We start from the raw sequence: 15,842 nt of genomic DNA, 5'->3' as shown, positions 1-15,842 counted from the left end.
ATCCGGAACACGGGAGAGCACCACCATGACCGAGCCGCCGCCCGAACCGCATCCCCTCTTCGCGGGGGCGACGGGGCCGAGCGACGAGACGCCCGAGGAGCGCCGTCGCCGACTCGAACAGGAAGAGGAGGACCGCCGCCGGCGCGAACGGCGCGAAGACCTCGCGGAGGGCGCCGGCGAGAGCCTGGGCGACCTGCCCGGGGGCGGCGGGGGTGACGGCGGAGGCGGCTCCGGTGACGGCGGAGGTGGTGGCTGCTTCGGTCGGGGCGGCAACCGCAACCGCGACAGCCGCGACGGCGACGGCGGCTGCTTCGGCGGAGGCGGTGGAGGCGGAGGCGGAGGCGGTCGCGGCGGCAGCGGCGGGGGCGACGGCTGCGGTGGCTGCGACCCCTGCCTGCTCAACCTGCTCTCGCTCCGCCTGATGTGGATCACGCTCACGAGCCTGCTCCGCCCGCGCGCCGGCTCGCCCGCCCACCGCCTCGGTGCCGCCGTCGACCGCTACCGCACCGAGATCAGCCCGAAGACCGCGCCGTGTTGTACCTTCATGCCCACGTGTTCGACCTACGGCAAACGGGCGCTGCACCACCACGGTGCGCTCCGCGGTACGTACCTGACCGCCCGCCGAGTGCTGCGCTGCCGGCCCGGCAACGGCGGCTTCGACCCGGTACCGCCCGCGCGGCCGACGCGGCGACCGCGCTGACCGGTGGTCGGGGCGGGCCCGCGCCCGCCCCGACCCGGGGTCACTTCTTCGGCGACGGCGAGCGGCGCATCTCCTTGTGGATCAGCTTCCACTCCCGGGCGCGTTCGGCCCGGATGCGGTGGTCCTCGCGCGAGGCCATCCACCGGGCCTCCCGCAGCAGCTTGCGATAGCTGTCCAGGCGGCGCTGCGGGAGTTCGCCCGCCTCGATCGCGGCGAGCACCGCACACCCCGGTTCGCTGTCGTGCGTGCAGTCGGTGAACCGGCAGTCGGCCACCAGCGCGTCGATGTCGGAGAAGGTGCGATCCAGCCCCTCGCCGACGTCGTACATGCCCACCCCGCGCATTCCGGGGGTGTCCACGAGCACGCCGCCGTTGGGCAGCGGTACCAACTCGCGCCAGGTGGTGGTGTGTCGGCCCTTGCCGTCGCCGCGCACCGCCTGGACGGCGGTCACCTCGGTGCCCGCGAGCGCGTTGGTGAGGGTGGACTTGCCCGCGCCGGAGGTGCCGATCAGGGCGACCGTCTGCCCGGCGGTGTACGCGTCCAGGACGTCCAGGCCCTCGCCGGTGACGGCGCTGGCGACGACCACGTCGACGCCCATCGCGACCGCCTCGACGTCCGCGCGCAGATCGTCGGCGTCGGCCGCGAGGTCGGCCTTGGTGAGGATGACCAGCGGCCGGGCGCCGCTCTCCCACGCGAGGGTGAGCAACCGCTCCAGCCGACCGAGGTCGGGGGCCGTGTCCAGCGGGACGACCGCCCCGATCAGGTCGACGTTGACCGCGAGGACCTGACCCGCCGAGCGCCCGGACGCCTGTGAACGCACCAGGGACGTACGCCGGGTCAACAGCGCCGCGACGAACGGCTCACGACCGTCGTCGGGAGTTTCCAGGACCGCCCAGTCGCCGGTGCAGGGCAGGTCGCCGCCACCGTGCGCGGCACGCACGGTGCCGTCGGCGGTGACCACCTCGCACAGCGAGCGGTCCACCCGGGCGATCCGGCCGGGGATCAGGCCGTGCCCGCGGTAGGGGGCGAATTCGGTGTCCCGCTCCGCGTCCCAGCCGTAGGCGGCGAGCACGTCGGAGGCGGGAAGGGAGGAAGAAGAGGAAGAGGTGGAACGGGGGTGCTGCTGGGAAGACACGCCGGTGGCCCTTCGAGGGGCGGATCCGCCGACCTGCGCGCCGTCACGACGAACGACGTGGCGCGACTACGCGGTGCGGATCCTGAGGATGGGGGTGGGGTATGAGGTCCAGCCCGTCCGGGCGACCGTCATCAAGGTCGTGGTCACGACATCCACCTCCCACCTGTCTCGTGCGGCTCTGGGCCGCGCTCCGGGCACCGCTTCTCACGGCCCGCGGGCCGCTGGAAAATCCTAGGCCATCACGGGCGCTCGCGTCGAACGTGTTCCTGCTCGCCGAGCACCGGTCGGGTCGGGCGCGGCGGCCACGCGGTGTCGTCCAGCGGCAGGCCCGGCAACTCCTGGCCGGCGGGCATGTGCAGGCTGGGCGGCTGGCCGTTGGTGGGCGGCGGCCCCGGCGGGCGGGGCGGCCGGGACGGCATGCGGTTCTGCGGCTCGGCCGCCCGCCGGGCGCCGTTGGCCCGGCCGTTGACCGTGCCCGCGTCGCCGCGCTTGGCGTCACGCGCGTGGATCGCCCAGCGCTCGGGGAACTCCGACGGCGGCTCGCCGAGATCGGGGAGTTCGCCGTGGATGACGGTGTCCTCCATCTCGTCGTGCTCGCCCGCGGGCGTCCAGTCGCCGGGGGTGCCCCGGTGCCGTCCCGAGCGCAGGTGCTCCATCGCGGCGGCGATCTCCTCGGCGGCCTTCTCCTTGTCCCGCTCCGCGCGGGCCTGGGCGGTCTCCTGGCTCGGCCACACCTGATCGATCGCGGCGTTGACGGCGGCGCCGATCAATACCGCCATGGCGGCGAAGTACATCCACACCATCACCGCGACCGGGGCCGCGAGCGAGCCGTAGACGGTGGGCCCGTCGATGGTGGTGGCCAGGTATACCCGGAGCAGGAAGCTGCCGACGATGCACAGCAGCAGTGCGACCAGCGCACCCGGTATGTCCTCGCGCCACGGCGTCCGCACCGGTACCGACACGTGGTAGAGCGAGGTCAGGAAGCAGACCGAGAGCACCACCAGGACCGGCCAATAGAGGATGTGCACCGTTCCCTCGAAGTGCGGGAACGCCTTGACCACCAACTCCGGGCCGGCCACAAGGAGCGGGATCAGGAACATGCCGAGCAGCAGCCCGACCACGTACAGCGTGAAGGACAACAGGCGGGTGCGCACGATGCCGCGCTTGCCGGACAGGCCGTACATGATCGTGATGGTGTCGACGTAGACGTTGAGCGCGCGCGAGCCGGACCACAGCGCGATCAGGAAGCCGGCCGAGATGATGTCCGCGCGGCCGGAGTCGAAGACGTCGTTGACCAGCGGGACGACCACCTGGTCGATGCTCTTGTCGGAGAGCACCGATCCGGAGGCCTTGATGATGTCGGCCTTGAGGTCGTTGACGGTGCTGCCGCCGATCAGCCCGTGCAGGTAGCCGACGGTGCCGGCCAGGCCGAGCAACAGCGGGGGCAGGGACAGCAGCATGAAGAACCCGGCCTCGGCGGCGAGGCCGGTCACCCGGTGGTTGAAGCAGGAGATCACCGTTTCGCGGAGTATCCGCCACAGTGCGCTCCGCAACCGGATGCGACCGGCCCCTCGCAGGCGAGGTCGTTGTTGGTAGTCCGCTGCCACCCCTTTAAGGTATCCGGCCCGAGGCCCGCCATTCGCCAAGTCGTCGTCCGGGTGAACGACCCCTGACGCGGGGTGTCGCGCCGCACCGCCGCGCGGACCGGTCCGCGCTGGTCAGCGGCTCGGGATCAGCACCCCGGAAAGCCGGCTGAGCACCCTGGCCGCGGTCCGCAGTTCCTCGGCCGGAAGGTCGGCGAAAGCGCTCTCCCAGCTCTCCCGGAACAGCGCGTCGAGCCGGTACAGCTCGCGCCGCCCGGCAGGGGTGAGCCGAGCCACCGAGCCGCCCCGCCCGCGCCCGGCCCGCACCGCCTCGACCAGGCCCTCGCGCCCGTGTACGTCCAGCAGGTCGCGCACCGCGGCCGGGGACAGCCCGAGCACCCGGCCCAGCCGCTCGTTGTCCAGGTCGAGTTCGTCGGCGAGCGTCGCGAGCAGGCGATAGCGGGCGGCGTCGGCGTCGACCGGATCGGCCCGCCCGGCGCGGTCGGCGCGGATCGCGGACAGGAAGCCGTTGAGCGCGTAGCGCAGCGTCTCGACCGCCTCCTCGCGCCGCGGCTCGGGCCGCTCGGCGGCGGGCGCGGCGCCGGCCTCGACCACACAAACGGAGCGCGTTCTGCGCCGAGGCACACCCAGAATCTCGCCTGGCATACCGATCAGCTCCTCGTCCACTGTGGTGCGTGGGTCGTGATACCGCCCGGGGGTGCGTGATCCGACCACCCGTACCGTAACCAACCGCGGCGACGATCCATGCCGCGGTCGACCGCGAAAGATCATCTCATCCCACATGATGGGCATGGGTGTTCGACATATGAGATGGCTGTTCGCATCCCGGACACTGATGGACGGCTATCTGGCTCCATGTCAATCTTTGCGACATGTCTCGCGCCGGTATTGCTCTCGTAGGTCGACTCCACGTCGACCTCGGACGCATGTCCAGCGCCGTCTGTTCGCCGGTCTGACGACCCGCCCGCCGCATCAGCCTGCCGGGCGCGCGGTCGCACCGGCACCACGACTCTCACGGCCGGTCCGGCGAGGGTGCGGCCGGATGCTCCACCGTGCGTCCCCCACCGATCCGCCCGGAGGACGCTCCCCATGGCCGCCACTACCGACACCGCCGGCAGCGGTCCCCGCGCCCGCAAGACCGCTCGCCATCGTGGCGAGGGTCAGTGGGCCCTCGGCCATCGTGAACCGCTCAACGGGAACGAGCAGTTCAAGAAGGACGACGACGGTCTCAACGTGCGAGCCCGCATCGAGAACGTCTACGCCCACCGGGGCTTCGCCTCGATCGACCCCAACGACCTGCGCGGACGCATGCGGTGGTGGGGCCTGTACACGCAGCGCAAGCCCGGGATCGACGGCGGCAAGACCGGCGTGCTCGAACCGCACGAGCTGGACGACGAATACTTCATGCTGCGCGTGCGGGTCGACGGCGGCCGGCTGAACCTGGCCCAACTGCGGGCCATCGCGGAGGTCTCCGAGCGGTTCGCGCGCGGCACGGCCGACATCACCGACCGGCAGAACGTGCAGTTCCACTGGATCCGGATCGAGGACGTCCCGGAGATCTGGCGGATCCTGGAGGGCGTCGGCCTGTCCACGACCGAGGCGTGCGGCGACACCCCGCGCGTGGTGCTCGGTTCCCCGGTGGCGGGCATCGCCGAGGAAGAGATCATCGACGGCACCTGGGCCATCGACGAGATCAACCGCCTCTACATCGGCAAGCCCGAATACTCCAACCTGCCGCGCAAGTTCAAGACCGCCATCTCCGGATCGCCGCTGCTCGACGTCGCGCACGAGATCAACGACGTCTCCTTCGTGGGTGTCGTGCACCCCGAGTTCGGTCCGGGCTTCGACGTCTGGGTCGGCGGGGGGCTGTCCACCAACCCCAAGCTCGCGGTCCGACTGGGCGCCTGGGTGCCGCTGGAGGAGGTGCCGCAGGTCTGGGAGGGCGTCATCTCGATCTTCCGCGACTACGGCTACCGCCGGCTGCGCAACCGCGCTCGCCTGAAGTTCCTGGTCGCCGACTGGGGGCCGGAGCGCTTCCGCGAGGTGCTGGAGAGCGAATACCTGGAGCGCAAGCTGATCGACGGCCCCGCGCCGGACGCGCCCGCGCAGGTGTGGCGCGACCACGTGGGCGTGCGTCCGCAAAAGGGCGGCGGCTTCTACGTCGGCTTCGCCCCGCGCGTGGGCCGGGTGGACGGCGCCACGCTGGGCAAGATCGCCGACCTGGCCGAACGGCACGGGTCGGACCGGGTACGCACCACGGTCGAGCAGAAGATGCTCATCCTGGACGTCGCCGAGGACAAGGTGGCCTCGCTCAAGGAGGGCCTGGAGGCGCTCGGTCTGCGGGTGGACCCGAGCCCCTTCCGGCGCGGCACGATGGCCTGCACCGGCATCGAGTTCTGCAAGCTGGCGATCGTGGAGACCAAGGGCCGCGGGATCACGCTGATCGACGAACTGGAGCAGCGGCTCCCGGAGTTCGACCAGCCGATCACGATCAACATCAACGGCTGCCCGAACGCTTGCGCGCGCATCCAGGTCGCCGACTTCGGCCTCAAGGGCCAGTTGGTCCTGGACGAGAACGGCGAGCAGGTCGAGGGCTACCAGGTGCACCTGGGCGGCGGCCTGGGCCTCGACCCCGGCTTCGGTCGCAAGATCCGCGGCCTCAAGGTGACCTCGGCCGGGCTGGCCGACTACATCGAGCGGGTGCTGCGTCGCTTCGAGGAACAGCGCGGCGAGGGCGAGCGCTTCGCCCAGTGGGCCGTGCGCGCGACCGACACGGACCTGTCGTGAGCGCCGCCGGCGGTGCCGAGCCGGGCCAACGGGCCGTGCCGTTCTACTGCCCCTTCTGCGGCGACGAGGACCTGCGTCCGCACGAGGAGGGGCACGGCACCTGGTTGTGCTCGGCCTGCCGGCGGGCGTTCTCGCTGAAGTTCCTCGGCCTGGTCTTCCCAACCCGGCACAACCCCGACCACACGCACCAGTCGATCGCACAGGAGGAGGGCCGATGACCGTCACCGAGAGCACCGACCTCGAAGCGCTCGCCGGCCGGGCGGCGCTCGAACTGGAGGACGCGACCGCGTCCGAGATCCTGGCCTGGACGCACGAGCAGTTCGGCCCGGCCTGGTGCGTGACCTCCTCCATGGAGGACGCCGTGGTCGCGCACCTGGCCTCGAAGGTCGCCCCCGGGGTGGACGTGGTCTTCCTCGACACGGGCTACCACTTCCCCGAGACCATCGGCACGCGCGACGCGGTCGACGCGGTCTACGACGTGAACGTGATCACCGTGCACCCGGAGCTGACCGTCGTCGAGCAGGACGCGAAGTACGGCCCCGCGCTGCACGATCGTGATCCCGACGCGTGTTGCGCGATGCGCAAGGTGGCGCCGCTGGAGCGGGCGCTGACCGACTACCGCGCGTGGGCCACGGGCCTGCGCCGGGACGACTCGCCGAGCCGGGCGAACACCCCGGTCGTCTCCTGGGACGCCCGTCGGCGCAAGGTCAAGGTCGCCCCGATCGCGCGCTGGACCCAGGACGACGTGGAGGCCTACATCGCCGAACACGGCGTGCTGACCAACCCGCTCCTGATGGACGGCTACGCCTCGATCGGCTGCGCGCCCTGCACCCGCCGGGTCGCCCCCGGCGAGGACGCCCGCGCGGGACGCTGGGCCGGCCTGGGCAAGACCGAGTGCGGGATCCACGCATGACCGGCCCGATACGCACCACGGCACCGTGCTCGACGAAGACGAAGGAGGGGTTGGCGTGACCACGACGATCGACAAGGGCACCGCACCCGGAGCCCTGACCCACCTGGACGCGTTGGAAGCCGAGTCCGTGCACATCTTCCGCGAGGTGGCGGGCGAGTTCGAGAAGCCGGTCATCCTGTTCTCCGGCGGCAAGGACTCGATCGTCATGCTGCACCTGGCGCGCAAGGCCTTCTGGCCGGCGCAGGTGCCGTTCGCACTCCTCCACGTCGATACCGGGCACAACTTCCCGGAAGTCATCGAATACCGCGACGCGGTGGTGGCCGAGCACAACCTGCGGCTGCACGTGGCGAGCGTGCAGGAGTTCATCGACAACGGCCGGCTGCGCGAGCGCCCCGACGGCACCCGCAACCCGCTGCAGACGGTGCCGCTCCTGGAGGCGATCGAGGCCAACCGCTTCGACGCGGTGTTCGGCGGCGGCCGGCGCGACGAGGAGAAGGCCCGCGCCAAGGAGCGGGTGTTCTCGCTGCGCGACGAGTTCGGCGCGTGGGACCCGCGGCGCCAGCGGCCGGAGTTGTGGCAGCTGTACAACGGCCGGCACCGCGTCGGTGAGCACGTGCGGGTGTTCCCGATCTCGAACTGGACCGAGCTGGACGTGTGGCAGTACATCGAGCGGGAGAAGATCGCGCTGCCGCGGATCTACTTCTCGCACGAGCGCGAGGTCTTCGAGCGCAACGGCATGTGGCTCTCCCCCGGCGAGTGGGGCGGACCCCGGGCCGGCGAGGCGGTCGTGCGGCGCGTGGTGCGCTACCGCACGGTCGGCGACATGAGCTGCACCGGTGCCGTCGACTCCCCCGCCGCCACGGTGGCGGACGTCATCGCCGAGATCGCGGTGAGCAGGCTGACCGAACGAGGTGCCACGCGCGCGGACGACAAGATGTCCGAGGCCGCGATGGAGGACCGCAAGCGCGAGGGGTACTTCTAGTCATGAGTGGGACGTCCGAGATTTCCCCGACGGCCGGCGCGGCCGTCGACGATCGTGTGGGCCTGCTCCGACTGGCGACCGCAGGCTCCGTCGACGACGGCAAGTCGACCCTGGTGGGCCGGCTGCTGCACGACTCGAAGTCGGTGCTGAGCGACCAGTTGGAGGCGGTGACCCGGGTCAGCAACGAGCGCGGCCAGGAGGAGGCGGACCTCGCGCTGCTCACCGACGGCCTGCGGGCGGAGCGCGAGCAGGGCATCACCATCGACGTCGCCTACCGCTACTTCGCCACCGCCCGGCGCCGGTTCATCCTCGCCGACACCCCGGGGCACGTGCAGTACACGCGCAACATGGTCACCGGCGCCTCCACGGCGGAGCTGGCCGTGGTGCTGGTGGACGCGCGCAACGGCGTGGTCGAGCAGACCCGGCGGCACGCGGCGGTGGCGGCACTGCTGCGGGTGCCGCACGTGGTGCTCGCGGTCAACAAGATGGACCTGGTCGACTACAGCGAGGAGCGCTTCGCCGAGGTCGCCAACACGTTCACCGAGTACGCGAAGGCGCTCGGGGTGCCGGACGTGCGCTCGATCCCGGTGTCCGCGCTGCGCGGGGACAACGTGGTGGACCCCAGCTCGCACATGGACTGGTTCTCCGGGCCGACGCTGCTGGAATACCTGGAGACGGTGCCGGTCGAGACCGACCCGACGCAGGAGCCCGCGCGCTTCCCCGTGCAGTACGTGCTGCGGCCGCAGTCCGACGACGAGTACCGCGACTACCGGGGCTACGCCGGACAGATCGCCTCCGGCGTGTTCCACGAGGACGACGAGGTGGTGGTGCTGCCGTCGGGGCAGCGCACCACGATCGCGGGCATCGACCGGCTCGGCGTCCCGGTCCGGCAGGCCCGGCAGGGCGAGTCGGTCACCTTGCGGCTCGCCGACGACGTGGACGTCTCGCGCGGTGACCTGATCGCGCCGATCGACGAGGCGCCCACCCCGACCCAGGACGTGGAGGCGACCGTGTGCCACGTCGCCGACCGTCCGCTGCGCACCGGCGATCGAGTGCTGCTCAAGCACACCACCCGCACGGTCAAGGCGATCGTCAAGGACATCGCCTACCGGCTGGACCTGGACGCGCCGATCGACGGCGAACTCGGCCACGAGCAGCACCCGACCGAACTGCGCGCCAACGACATCGCGCGGGTGGTCCTGCGTACCGCCCAGCCGCTCGCGCTCGACGACTACGCCGTCGGCCGCCGTACCGGTTCCTTCCTGTTGATCGACGAGGCCGACGGCTCGACGCTCACCGCCGGCATGGCCGGCGCCGCGTTCGCCGCGCCGGGCCGATGTCACGGCTGATCCGAACGCGGGTCTGACCACCCGCTTTTGACGCTCCGTCAGCCCTGTCCGCAGTTCGCCCGTCGCCCATCACATTCGTCATCCCGGCCCGCGCCCGACGGCGCGGGCCCGAGGGAAGGTCCCCGCATGTCCGTTTTCGGGACGCATTTCGGCCAATATCGCCGCAGATCCATCCGTACCGGCTTCGCCGCCGCCCTCCTCCTGCCGCTGCTCGCGATGTCCGCGTGCGGCTACGGCTCGGACAAGAAGGACGACAAGAAGAACACGCCGGCCGCGGGCGCGGGTCCGGCGACGGCGGGCGGCGCGAAGGCGGGCACCTCGGCCTCGCAGATCCGCCTCGGCTTCTTCGCCAACGTCACCCACGCGACGCCGCTGATCGGGCTGAACGAGGGCTTCTTCGCGAAGGAGTTGGGCACCACCGAGATCAAGCCGCAGGTGTTCAACGCCGGCCCGGCCGCGATCGAGGCGCTCAAGGGCGGTTCGATCGACGCGACCTACATCGGCCCGAACCCCTCGATCTCCGGGTTCACCAGCACCAACGGCGAACTTTTGCGGATCGTCGCGGGCGCCACCTCGGGCGGCGCGTCCCTGGTGGTCAAGCCGGGCATCAACGGGCCCGCCGACCTCAAGGGCAAGAAGATCGCCTCGCCGCAGCTCGGCGGCACCCAGGACGTCGCGCTGCGGGCGTGGCTGAGCAAGGCCGGCTTCCCCGTGGACACCTCCGGCAAGGGCGAGGTGAGCGTGGTTCCGACCGACAACGCGCAGACCCTCGCCGCGTTCCAAAAGGGCGACCTGGACGGCGCCTGGCTGCCCGAGCCGTGGGCCACCCGCCTGGTCGTGGAGGCCAACGCCAAGGTGCTCGTGGACGAGCGCACGTTGTGGCCGGAGGGCAAGTTCGTCACCACCGACCTGATCGTGTCCACCAAGTTCCTCAAGGAACACCCGGACACCGTCGAGGCCCTGATCAAGGGTCAGGTCGCCGCGAACGACTGGGCGGCCGGCAACCAGGACAAGGCCAAGGCCGCCGTCAACGCCAAGATCACCGAGTTCGCGGGCAAGCCGCTCGCGCAGAACGTGCTCGACGCGGCGTGGCCGAACATCGCCATCACCAACGACCCGCTCGCCGCGTCGCTGGTCAAGCTCTCCGAGGACGGGGTCGCGGTGGGCGTGACCAAGAAGCTCGACATCCACGGCATCTACGACCTGACCATCCTGAACAAGGTCCTCACCGCCGCCGGCAAGCCCGCGGTGAGCGACGCGGGCCTGGGCCCGAAGAAGTAGCGCCCGCGCCCGTTTTGGCCCCGGGCCGCCCGGCCCGGGTGAGCACTTCCCGCCCGACGCGCCACCGAGAGAGGTGATCCGGACATGACCCAGACCATCAGCGAGGCCACGCCCCAGGCCACGACCCCCGTCGGAACCGGCTTCGCGGTCCGCCTTGACCAGGTCACCAAGGTGTTCGGCCGAGGTCGCGGCGCGCCCGTCCTGGACGGCATCGACCTGACGGTGGCCCCGGGCGAGTTCGTCTGCCTCCTGGGCGCGTCGGGCTGCGGGAAGTCGACCCTGCTCAACCTGATCGCCGACCTGGACCGGCCCACCTCGGGCACCATCGAGGTCTCCGGCGGCCGCCCCGCGCTGATGTTCCAGGACCACGCGCTGTTCCCGTGGCTGACCGCGGGCAAGAACATCGAACTGGCCCTGAAACTGCGCGGGGTGCCGCGCGAGCAGCGCCGCGCCGAGGCGAACGTGCTCCTCGATCTGGTCCGGCTCGGCGGGGCGTACGACAAGCGGGTGCACGAGTTGTCCGGCGGCATGCGCCAGCGCGTCGCGCTGGCCCGCGCGCTGGCCCAGGCCGGCGATCTGCTGCTGATGGACGAGCCGTTCGCCGCCCTGGACGCGATCACCCGCGACGTGCTGCACGACGAACTGACCCGGATCTGGGCGGAGACCGGCCGCTCCGTGGTGTTCGTGACGCACAACGTGCGCGAGGCGGTACGACTGGCCCAGCGCGTGGTGCTGATGTCCTCGCGTCCGGGGCGGATCGCCCGTGAATGGACCATCGACATCCCGCAGCCGCGTCGGATCGAATCGGCCGGCGTATCGGAGTTGTCCGTCGAGATCACCGACCACCTGCGAGGGGAGATCCGCCGCCATGGCCGCGCCTGATCTGACCAAGTCCGCCCCCGGGGCGAGGGCCGACGCCACGGAGGCCGACGCGGAGGACCTCGCCGGGCTCGAAGCGGGTCTGGACGCGCTGGAGACGTACGACAAGGAGCGCACGTCGTTCGGCCGGGTGCTCCTGGAGAAGGTACTGCCGCCGGTCGTCGCGATCCTGCTGGTGCTGCTGGCCTGGCAGGTCGCCTACTGGATGGAGCTCAAGCCCCGCTACGCGCTGCCCAGCCCCGGCGAGGTGTGGGACGCGTTCATGGTGCAGTGGCGCAAGGGCACCGTCTTCGACATCCTGTGGACCAGCCTGTCCCGAGGCATCCTGGGCTTTGCGATCGCGGTCGCCATCGGCACTCCGCTGGGTCTGCTCGTGGCCCGGGTGAGCTGGGTGCGGGCGGCGATCGGGCCGATCCTGTCCGGGCTCCAGTCGTTGCCCTCGGTCGCGTGGGTGCCGCCGGCGGTGATCTGGTTCGGGCTGAACAACAGCGCGATCTACGCGGTGGTGCTGCTCGGCGCGGTGCCCTCGATCGCGAACGGCCTGGTGTCCGGCATCGACCAGATCCCCCCGCTGTACCTGCGCGCGGGCCGGGTGCTCGGGGCGCGCGGGCTGAACAGCGTGTGGCACGTGATGCTGCCCGCCTCGCTGCCCGGCTACATCGCCGGCCTCAAGCAGGGCTGGGCGTTCTCCTGGCGCTCGCTGATGGCCGCGGAGCTGATCGCCGCCGGGCCGGAACTGGGCGTGGGCCTGGGCCAGTTGATGGACCAGGGCCGAGACCTGGGCGACATGCCGATGATGTTGACCGCGGTGGTGCTGATCCTGATCGTGGGTATCGGCATCGACATGCTGGTGTTCAGCCCGATCGAACGTATGGTCCTGCGCCGGCGCGGTCTGACCGGAAGCAGATAGCCGTGAACCTCGCTCCCCCGCTCCTGGCCGTCGCGCACGGCAGCCGCGATCCCCGGCATGCCGCGGCGATGGCCGCCCTGGCCGCGCGGGTGCGCGCGCTGCGGCCCGGGTTGCGGGTGGAGATCGGCTACCTGGACCACTGCGGCCCGCGCGTGCCGGAGCGGTTGGCCGAGTTGGCCGAGACCGGGGCGAGCACCGCGGTCGCGGTGCCGCTGCTGTTCACGCCGGCGTTCCACGCCAAGCAGGACGTGCCGAACGTACTGCGCCACCGCAAATTGACCGTGCGGCAGACGGCCACGCTGGCCCCGTCCCCGCTCTTGCTCGACGCTTTGAACCTGCGCATGCACGAGGCCGGGGTACGGCCGGGAGACGCCCGCTACGGCGTCGTCCTGGCCACCGCCGGCTCCACCGATCCGGAGGCGAACGCGGTGACCACCATCGTCGCGCGGGAGTGGCGGCGTACCGGTTGGTGCGCCGTGGTCCCCGCGTTCGCCTCCGTCCACCAGGGCTCCACGGTCGCCGCCGCGATCGAGGGGTTGCGCGCCCTGGGCGCCGAGCGGATCGTGGTGGCGTCCTGCATGCTGGCGCCCGGGATCCTGCCGGACCGCATCGTCGAACAGGCGCTGGCGGCCGGTGCCGAGCTGGTCACCGAACCGGTCGCGGACACCCCCGAAATCGCCCGGTTGGTCCTCGACCGCTACGACGCGGCGCTGCCGTCGAGATCCGGGCTCTCCGCCTGAGTCCGGACCGGTACCATCACCGGCGTGATCGACTCGGTGGCCGGCGAACGTTCGGTGCTCGTGCGCGCGTGTGCGGAGGTCGGAGTGCCGTCCGCCGACGCGACGTTGCTCTCCTTCGGCGAGAACGCGGTGTTCGCGCTGCCCGGTCCGGGACTGGTCGCGCGGGTGGCCCGAGGGGCGCATCTGGCCGAGCGCGCGCGGCGCGAGATCGCGGTCGCGTGTTGGCTGGCCGAACAGGACTTCCCGGCGGTGCGACCGGCGGCCGGCGTCGAGGCCCGGCCGGTGTTGGTGGACGGACGCCCGGTCACCTTCTGGGAGTTGTTGCCGCCGGCCGAGCGTGAGCCGAACGTGGCCGATCTGGCCCGGCTGTTGCGCAAACTGCACGCGCTGCCCGCGCCGCCGTTCGCGCTGCCGGCGCGGCATCCGCTGGCGCTGGTGGAGACGTGGTTGGACTCGGCCGACGCGGCGGTGGGGCTGGCCGACCGGCGCTATCTGTCGGCGCGCCGCGACGAGTTGGAGGCGGCCTGCCGCGAGCTGACCCCGGCGCTGCCGACCGGCCTGATCCACGGCGACGCGCTGCTGCGCAACGTGGGCGTACACGGCGGCCGGGCGCTGCTGTTGGACTGGGAGACGGTCGCGCACGACCTGCGCGAGTTCGACCTGGTGCTCACCCCGATGGCCGCCGCCCGCTACGGCCTGCCCGACGGCGCGGAGCGGCGGTTCGCCCGCAAGTACGGCTTCGACGTGACCGAGTGGCCCGGCTACCGGGTGCTGCGCGACACCCGCGAGTTGGCCGCCACCGCGTGGGTGGCCCAGCACGTACCGGGCAACCCGGCGGCGGAGGAGGAGTTCCACCACCGGGTCCGCACCCTGCGCACCGGCGACACCGAGGCGCGCTGGCACGCGTTCTGACGAGCGCTCCGGCGTTCGACCGGCACGCGTTCCGACCGGGCGCCGCGGCGCTCACGAGGTTCGCTTGCCCGCCGCCCACAGCTGCTCGAACTCCTCCTGGAACAGCGGGTAGAGCCCGCGCACGGACCCGCCCGCCGCGTCGGCGCGCAAGACGAACGCGGGCGACTCGACACCGCGCGCGTGCCGCAGATACGGCTGGATCAGCCCCACGTCCCCGTCCACCAGGTAGGCGCCGAAGCGCGGCGCCTCGTCGTAGAGCCGGATCTCGATCCGGCGCGGCTCGCGCAGCTGCGCCCGGACGCGGCGCATGTGCAGGATGTTGAGCGTGGTCATCCGGGACAGCAGTCCCTTCTTGATGCCCTCGTCGCGCTCGCGCTGCTTCATCGCGTCGCCCGCCGGGTTGAGGAAGAGCAGCCGCATGTCGCACCCGCCGGCGCCGAGTCGGGCCAGATCGCGGCCCGAGTAGTTCTGGCACAGCAGGTTGAGCGAGACGCCCATCGCGTCGATCCCGCGCGCGCCGTCGACCAGGTCGGCGAAGGGCAACCGGCGCTGCAGCGCGGAGCGGTCCTGGAAGACGCCCACCACGTCGGCGTAGCGCCCGGCGAACAATTCCTCGACCGCGTCCAGGGCCAGCCGCCGGTCGCCCTGTTCGGCGAGCGGCCCGTCCAGCATGGCCAGCACGCGCAGGCACGCGCGTTCCACCTGGGCGAGCACGTCGGGTGAGAGCACCCGGTTGCGGGCCACGATGTGCCGGCCGATCTCGACCTCCTCCAGGGCGCGTTCCAGCTTGCGCCGGTCCGGCAGGAAGGGCTCGAAGCACCACCAGTTGCGCACCATCAGCTCGCGCAGTTGCGGCAGGGTCAAAAAGGCGATCAGCTCGTCGTCGGCGGGGTCCACGATGTAGCCGCGCCGGCGGCTCATCTCCCGTACCGCCTCGGCCCGTTCGACCCATTCGTTCTGCGCGTTGCCGGCTGCGGCGAGCACCCACGCGCCGTCGTCGTGCGGGTGCTCGCCGGGTCCGTAGACGGGGACGAGCACCGCGCTGATCACCGCGCGCAGCCGCTGCTCGATCAGGTTCAGGTACACGTACGCCCGACCTGCCCGGCGCCCACGCAGCAGGGCGGCGGCCCAGTCGTCCTCGGTCCAGGCGAGCGTCGCGGGGTCTATCCCCGGCAGCGGGTCGGGCGGTCCTGAACCGTCCAGGACGGCGGTGCCGGTGGCCGCGTGGCGGGGGCCGGGCAGGCCGCCCGGGTCCAGGGCGAACGAGCCGGTGTCGGTGAGTCCGACGGTGCCCGGGACGCCGGCGGCGCCGCCCGGGGGGTCGCCGTCGGGATAGGGGGCGTACGGGTCCGGGAAGGTGTCGCCGCCCGAGCCGAATCCGGTCGTGCCGTCGAGACCGGTCGTACTCGTCCCCGCCGCGGGATCCTCGTCGGTTGTCGAGGGTGGCGGGTTGGACTCCCGATCGGCCATCGCGTCCCATCCGTTCGTCGTCGAGCCGGAACCGAACGAGCGTATAGCGAAACCCGGCAGCCTCGGGGGGCCCGCGTGGGCCGGTCGGCGTGCCCCGTTCGGGTGACGAATCCACCGGCATTACCCGGATGGCGTAAGGCGATTGGGGGGACTCGACGCGCTCTGGCAATTTCTGCCGAG

16 protein-coding genes are annotated in these 15,842 nt (G+C 71.8%); 12 read left to right on the top strand and 4 right to left on the bottom strand.

The genetic code is table 11. The annotated features are described in order from the left end of the window. Positions 1-25: 25 nt before the first annotated feature. The gene (gene yidD / locus ACMXN5_RS24840) at positions 26-700 is read left to right on the top strand and encodes a membrane protein insertion efficiency factor YidD (protein ID WP_439677050.1); all 675 of its coding nucleotides are present in this window, start codon (positions 26-28) and stop codon (positions 698-700) included. 40 nt (positions 701-740) lie between these two features. On the opposite strand, the gene rsgA is transcribed toward yidD, so the two are convergent. The 3 genes from rsgA to ACMXN5_RS24825 all read right to left on the bottom strand — a co-directional run bounded on the left by rsgA (position 741) and on the right by ACMXN5_RS24825 (position 4,084). Next, a complete protein-coding gene (gene rsgA / locus ACMXN5_RS24835) occupies positions 741-1,835 on the bottom strand; it encodes a ribosome small subunit-dependent GTPase A (protein ID WP_439677049.1) in 1,095 nt (364 codons plus the stop codon). Positions 1,836-2,074: 239 nt separating this feature from the next. Continuing rightward, a complete protein-coding gene (locus ACMXN5_RS24830) occupies positions 2,075-3,442 on the bottom strand; it encodes a YihY/virulence factor BrkB family protein (RefSeq protein ID WP_439677048.1) in 1,368 nt (455 codons plus the stop codon). 111 nt (positions 3,443-3,553) lie between these two features. Continuing rightward, on the bottom strand, positions 3,554-4,084 hold the full coding sequence (locus ACMXN5_RS24825; RefSeq protein WP_439677047.1) for a MarR family winged helix-turn-helix transcriptional regulator: 531 nt from the start codon (positions 4,082-4,084) through the stop codon (positions 3,554-3,556). A 227-nt stretch (positions 4,085-4,311) separates the two neighbouring features. On the opposite strand from ACMXN5_RS24825, the gene ACMXN5_RS24820 reads away from it, so the two are divergent. The 11 genes from ACMXN5_RS24820 to ACMXN5_RS24770 all read left to right on the top strand — a co-directional run bounded on the left by ACMXN5_RS24820 (position 4,312) and on the right by ACMXN5_RS24770 (position 14,192). Further along, positions 4,312-4,395 (top strand): putative leader peptide, encoded by an 84-nt coding sequence (locus ACMXN5_RS24820; RefSeq protein WP_355541009.1) that lies wholly within the window; start codon positions 4,312-4,314, stop codon positions 4,393-4,395. Between the two features lie 133 nt (positions 4,396-4,528). Beyond that, the gene (locus tag ACMXN5_RS24815) at positions 4,529-6,226 is read left to right on the top strand and encodes a nitrite/sulfite reductase (protein ID WP_395791246.1); all 1,698 of its coding nucleotides are present in this window, start codon (positions 4,529-4,531) and stop codon (positions 6,224-6,226) included. After that, a complete protein-coding gene (locus ACMXN5_RS24810; protein ID WP_439677046.1) occupies positions 6,223-6,444 on the top strand; it encodes a hypothetical protein in 222 nt (73 codons plus the stop codon). The genes ACMXN5_RS24815 and ACMXN5_RS24810 overlap by 4 nt, the downstream gene beginning before the upstream one ends. Beyond that, positions 6,441-7,139, top strand: coding sequence for a phosphoadenylyl-sulfate reductase (locus ACMXN5_RS24805; protein WP_379996409.1), 699 nt, complete (start codon positions 6,441-6,443; stop codon positions 7,137-7,139). The genes ACMXN5_RS24810 and ACMXN5_RS24805 overlap by 4 nt, the downstream gene beginning before the upstream one ends. Positions 7,140-7,194: 55 nt before the next feature. Beyond that, a complete protein-coding gene (gene cysD / locus ACMXN5_RS24800) occupies positions 7,195-8,121 on the top strand; it encodes a sulfate adenylyltransferase subunit CysD (protein ID WP_395791240.1) in 927 nt (308 codons plus the stop codon). Between the two features lie 2 nt (positions 8,122-8,123). Next, positions 8,124-9,470, top strand: a complete 1,347-nt coding sequence (locus tag ACMXN5_RS24795; RefSeq protein WP_395791238.1) for a sulfate adenylyltransferase subunit 1 — start codon at positions 8,124-8,126, stop codon at positions 9,468-9,470. 216 nt (positions 9,471-9,686) lie between these two features. Beyond that, positions 9,687-10,751, top strand: coding sequence for an ABC transporter substrate-binding protein (locus ACMXN5_RS24790; protein ID WP_395791990.1), 1,065 nt, complete (start codon positions 9,687-9,689; stop codon positions 10,749-10,751). An 84-nt stretch (positions 10,752-10,835) separates the two neighbouring features. Then, complete coding sequence (locus ACMXN5_RS24785) at positions 10,836-11,633, top strand: ABC transporter ATP-binding protein (protein WP_439677045.1); 798 nt, start codon at positions 10,836-10,838, stop codon at positions 11,631-11,633. Further along, on the top strand, positions 11,620-12,540 hold the full coding sequence (locus ACMXN5_RS24780; protein WP_439677044.1) for an ABC transporter permease: 921 nt from the start codon (positions 11,620-11,622) through the stop codon (positions 12,538-12,540). Before ACMXN5_RS24785 ends, ACMXN5_RS24780 begins: the two co-directional genes overlap by 14 nt. A 2-nt stretch (positions 12,541-12,542) precedes the next feature. Continuing rightward, complete coding sequence (locus ACMXN5_RS24775) at positions 12,543-13,280, top strand: sirohydrochlorin chelatase (protein ID WP_439677043.1); 738 nt, start codon at positions 12,543-12,545, stop codon at positions 13,278-13,280. A gap of 24 nt (positions 13,281-13,304) precedes the next feature. Then, complete coding sequence (locus ACMXN5_RS24770) at positions 13,305-14,192, top strand: phosphotransferase enzyme family protein (protein ID WP_439677042.1); 888 nt, start codon at positions 13,305-13,307, stop codon at positions 14,190-14,192. A gap of 51 nt (positions 14,193-14,243) precedes the next feature. Here the strand turns inward: ACMXN5_RS24770 and ACMXN5_RS24765 are convergent, their stop codons facing one another. Further along, positions 14,244-15,662: an SAV2148 family HEPN domain-containing protein gene (locus ACMXN5_RS24765; RefSeq protein WP_439677041.1), complete on the bottom strand. Its 1,419-nt coding sequence runs from the start codon at positions 15,660-15,662 to the stop codon at positions 14,244-14,246. Between the last annotated feature and the right edge of the window lie 180 nt (positions 15,663-15,842).

The organism is Embleya australiensis, assembly GCF_051903075.1.
Taxonomy (GTDB): domain Bacteria; phylum Actinomycetota; class Actinomycetes; order Streptomycetales; family Streptomycetaceae; genus Embleya.
Note: the sequence above shows the minus strand (reverse complement) of the source record. Positions and strands in the feature narration are given on the sequence as shown.

What these genes read in the sequence shown, in the direction of transcription:
- yidD (WP_439677050.1), top strand. Translation starts at nt 26, where the DNA reads ATGACCGAGCCGCCGCCCGAACCGCATCCCCTCTTCGCGGGGGCGACG.
- ACMXN5_RS24825 (WP_439677047.1), bottom strand. Translation starts at nt 4,084, where the DNA reads ATGCCAGGCGAGATTCTGGGTGTGCCTCGGCGCAGAACGCGCTCCGTT.
- ACMXN5_RS24820 (WP_355541009.1), top strand. Translation starts at nt 4,312, where the DNA reads ATGTCTCGCGCCGGTATTGCTCTCGTAGGTCGACTCCACGTCGACCTC.
- ACMXN5_RS24815 (WP_395791246.1), top strand. Translation starts at nt 4,529, where the DNA reads ATGGCCGCCACTACCGACACCGCCGGCAGCGGTCCCCGCGCCCGCAAG.
- ACMXN5_RS24805 (WP_379996409.1), top strand. Translation starts at nt 6,441, where the DNA reads ATGACCGTCACCGAGAGCACCGACCTCGAAGCGCTCGCCGGCCGGGCG.
- ACMXN5_RS24795 (WP_395791238.1), top strand. Translation starts at nt 8,124, where the DNA reads ATGAGTGGGACGTCCGAGATTTCCCCGACGGCCGGCGCGGCCGTCGAC.
- ACMXN5_RS24790 (WP_395791990.1), top strand. Translation starts at nt 9,687, where the DNA reads ATGTCCGCGTGCGGCTACGGCTCGGACAAGAAGGACGACAAGAAGAAC.
- ACMXN5_RS24785 (WP_439677045.1), top strand. Translation starts at nt 10,836, where the DNA reads ATGACCCAGACCATCAGCGAGGCCACGCCCCAGGCCACGACCCCCGTC.
- ACMXN5_RS24780 (WP_439677044.1), top strand. Translation starts at nt 11,620, where the DNA reads ATGGCCGCGCCTGATCTGACCAAGTCCGCCCCCGGGGCGAGGGCCGAC.
- ACMXN5_RS24765 (WP_439677041.1), bottom strand. Translation starts at nt 15,662, where the DNA reads ATGGCCGATCGGGAGTCCAACCCGCCACCCTCGACAACCGACGAGGAT.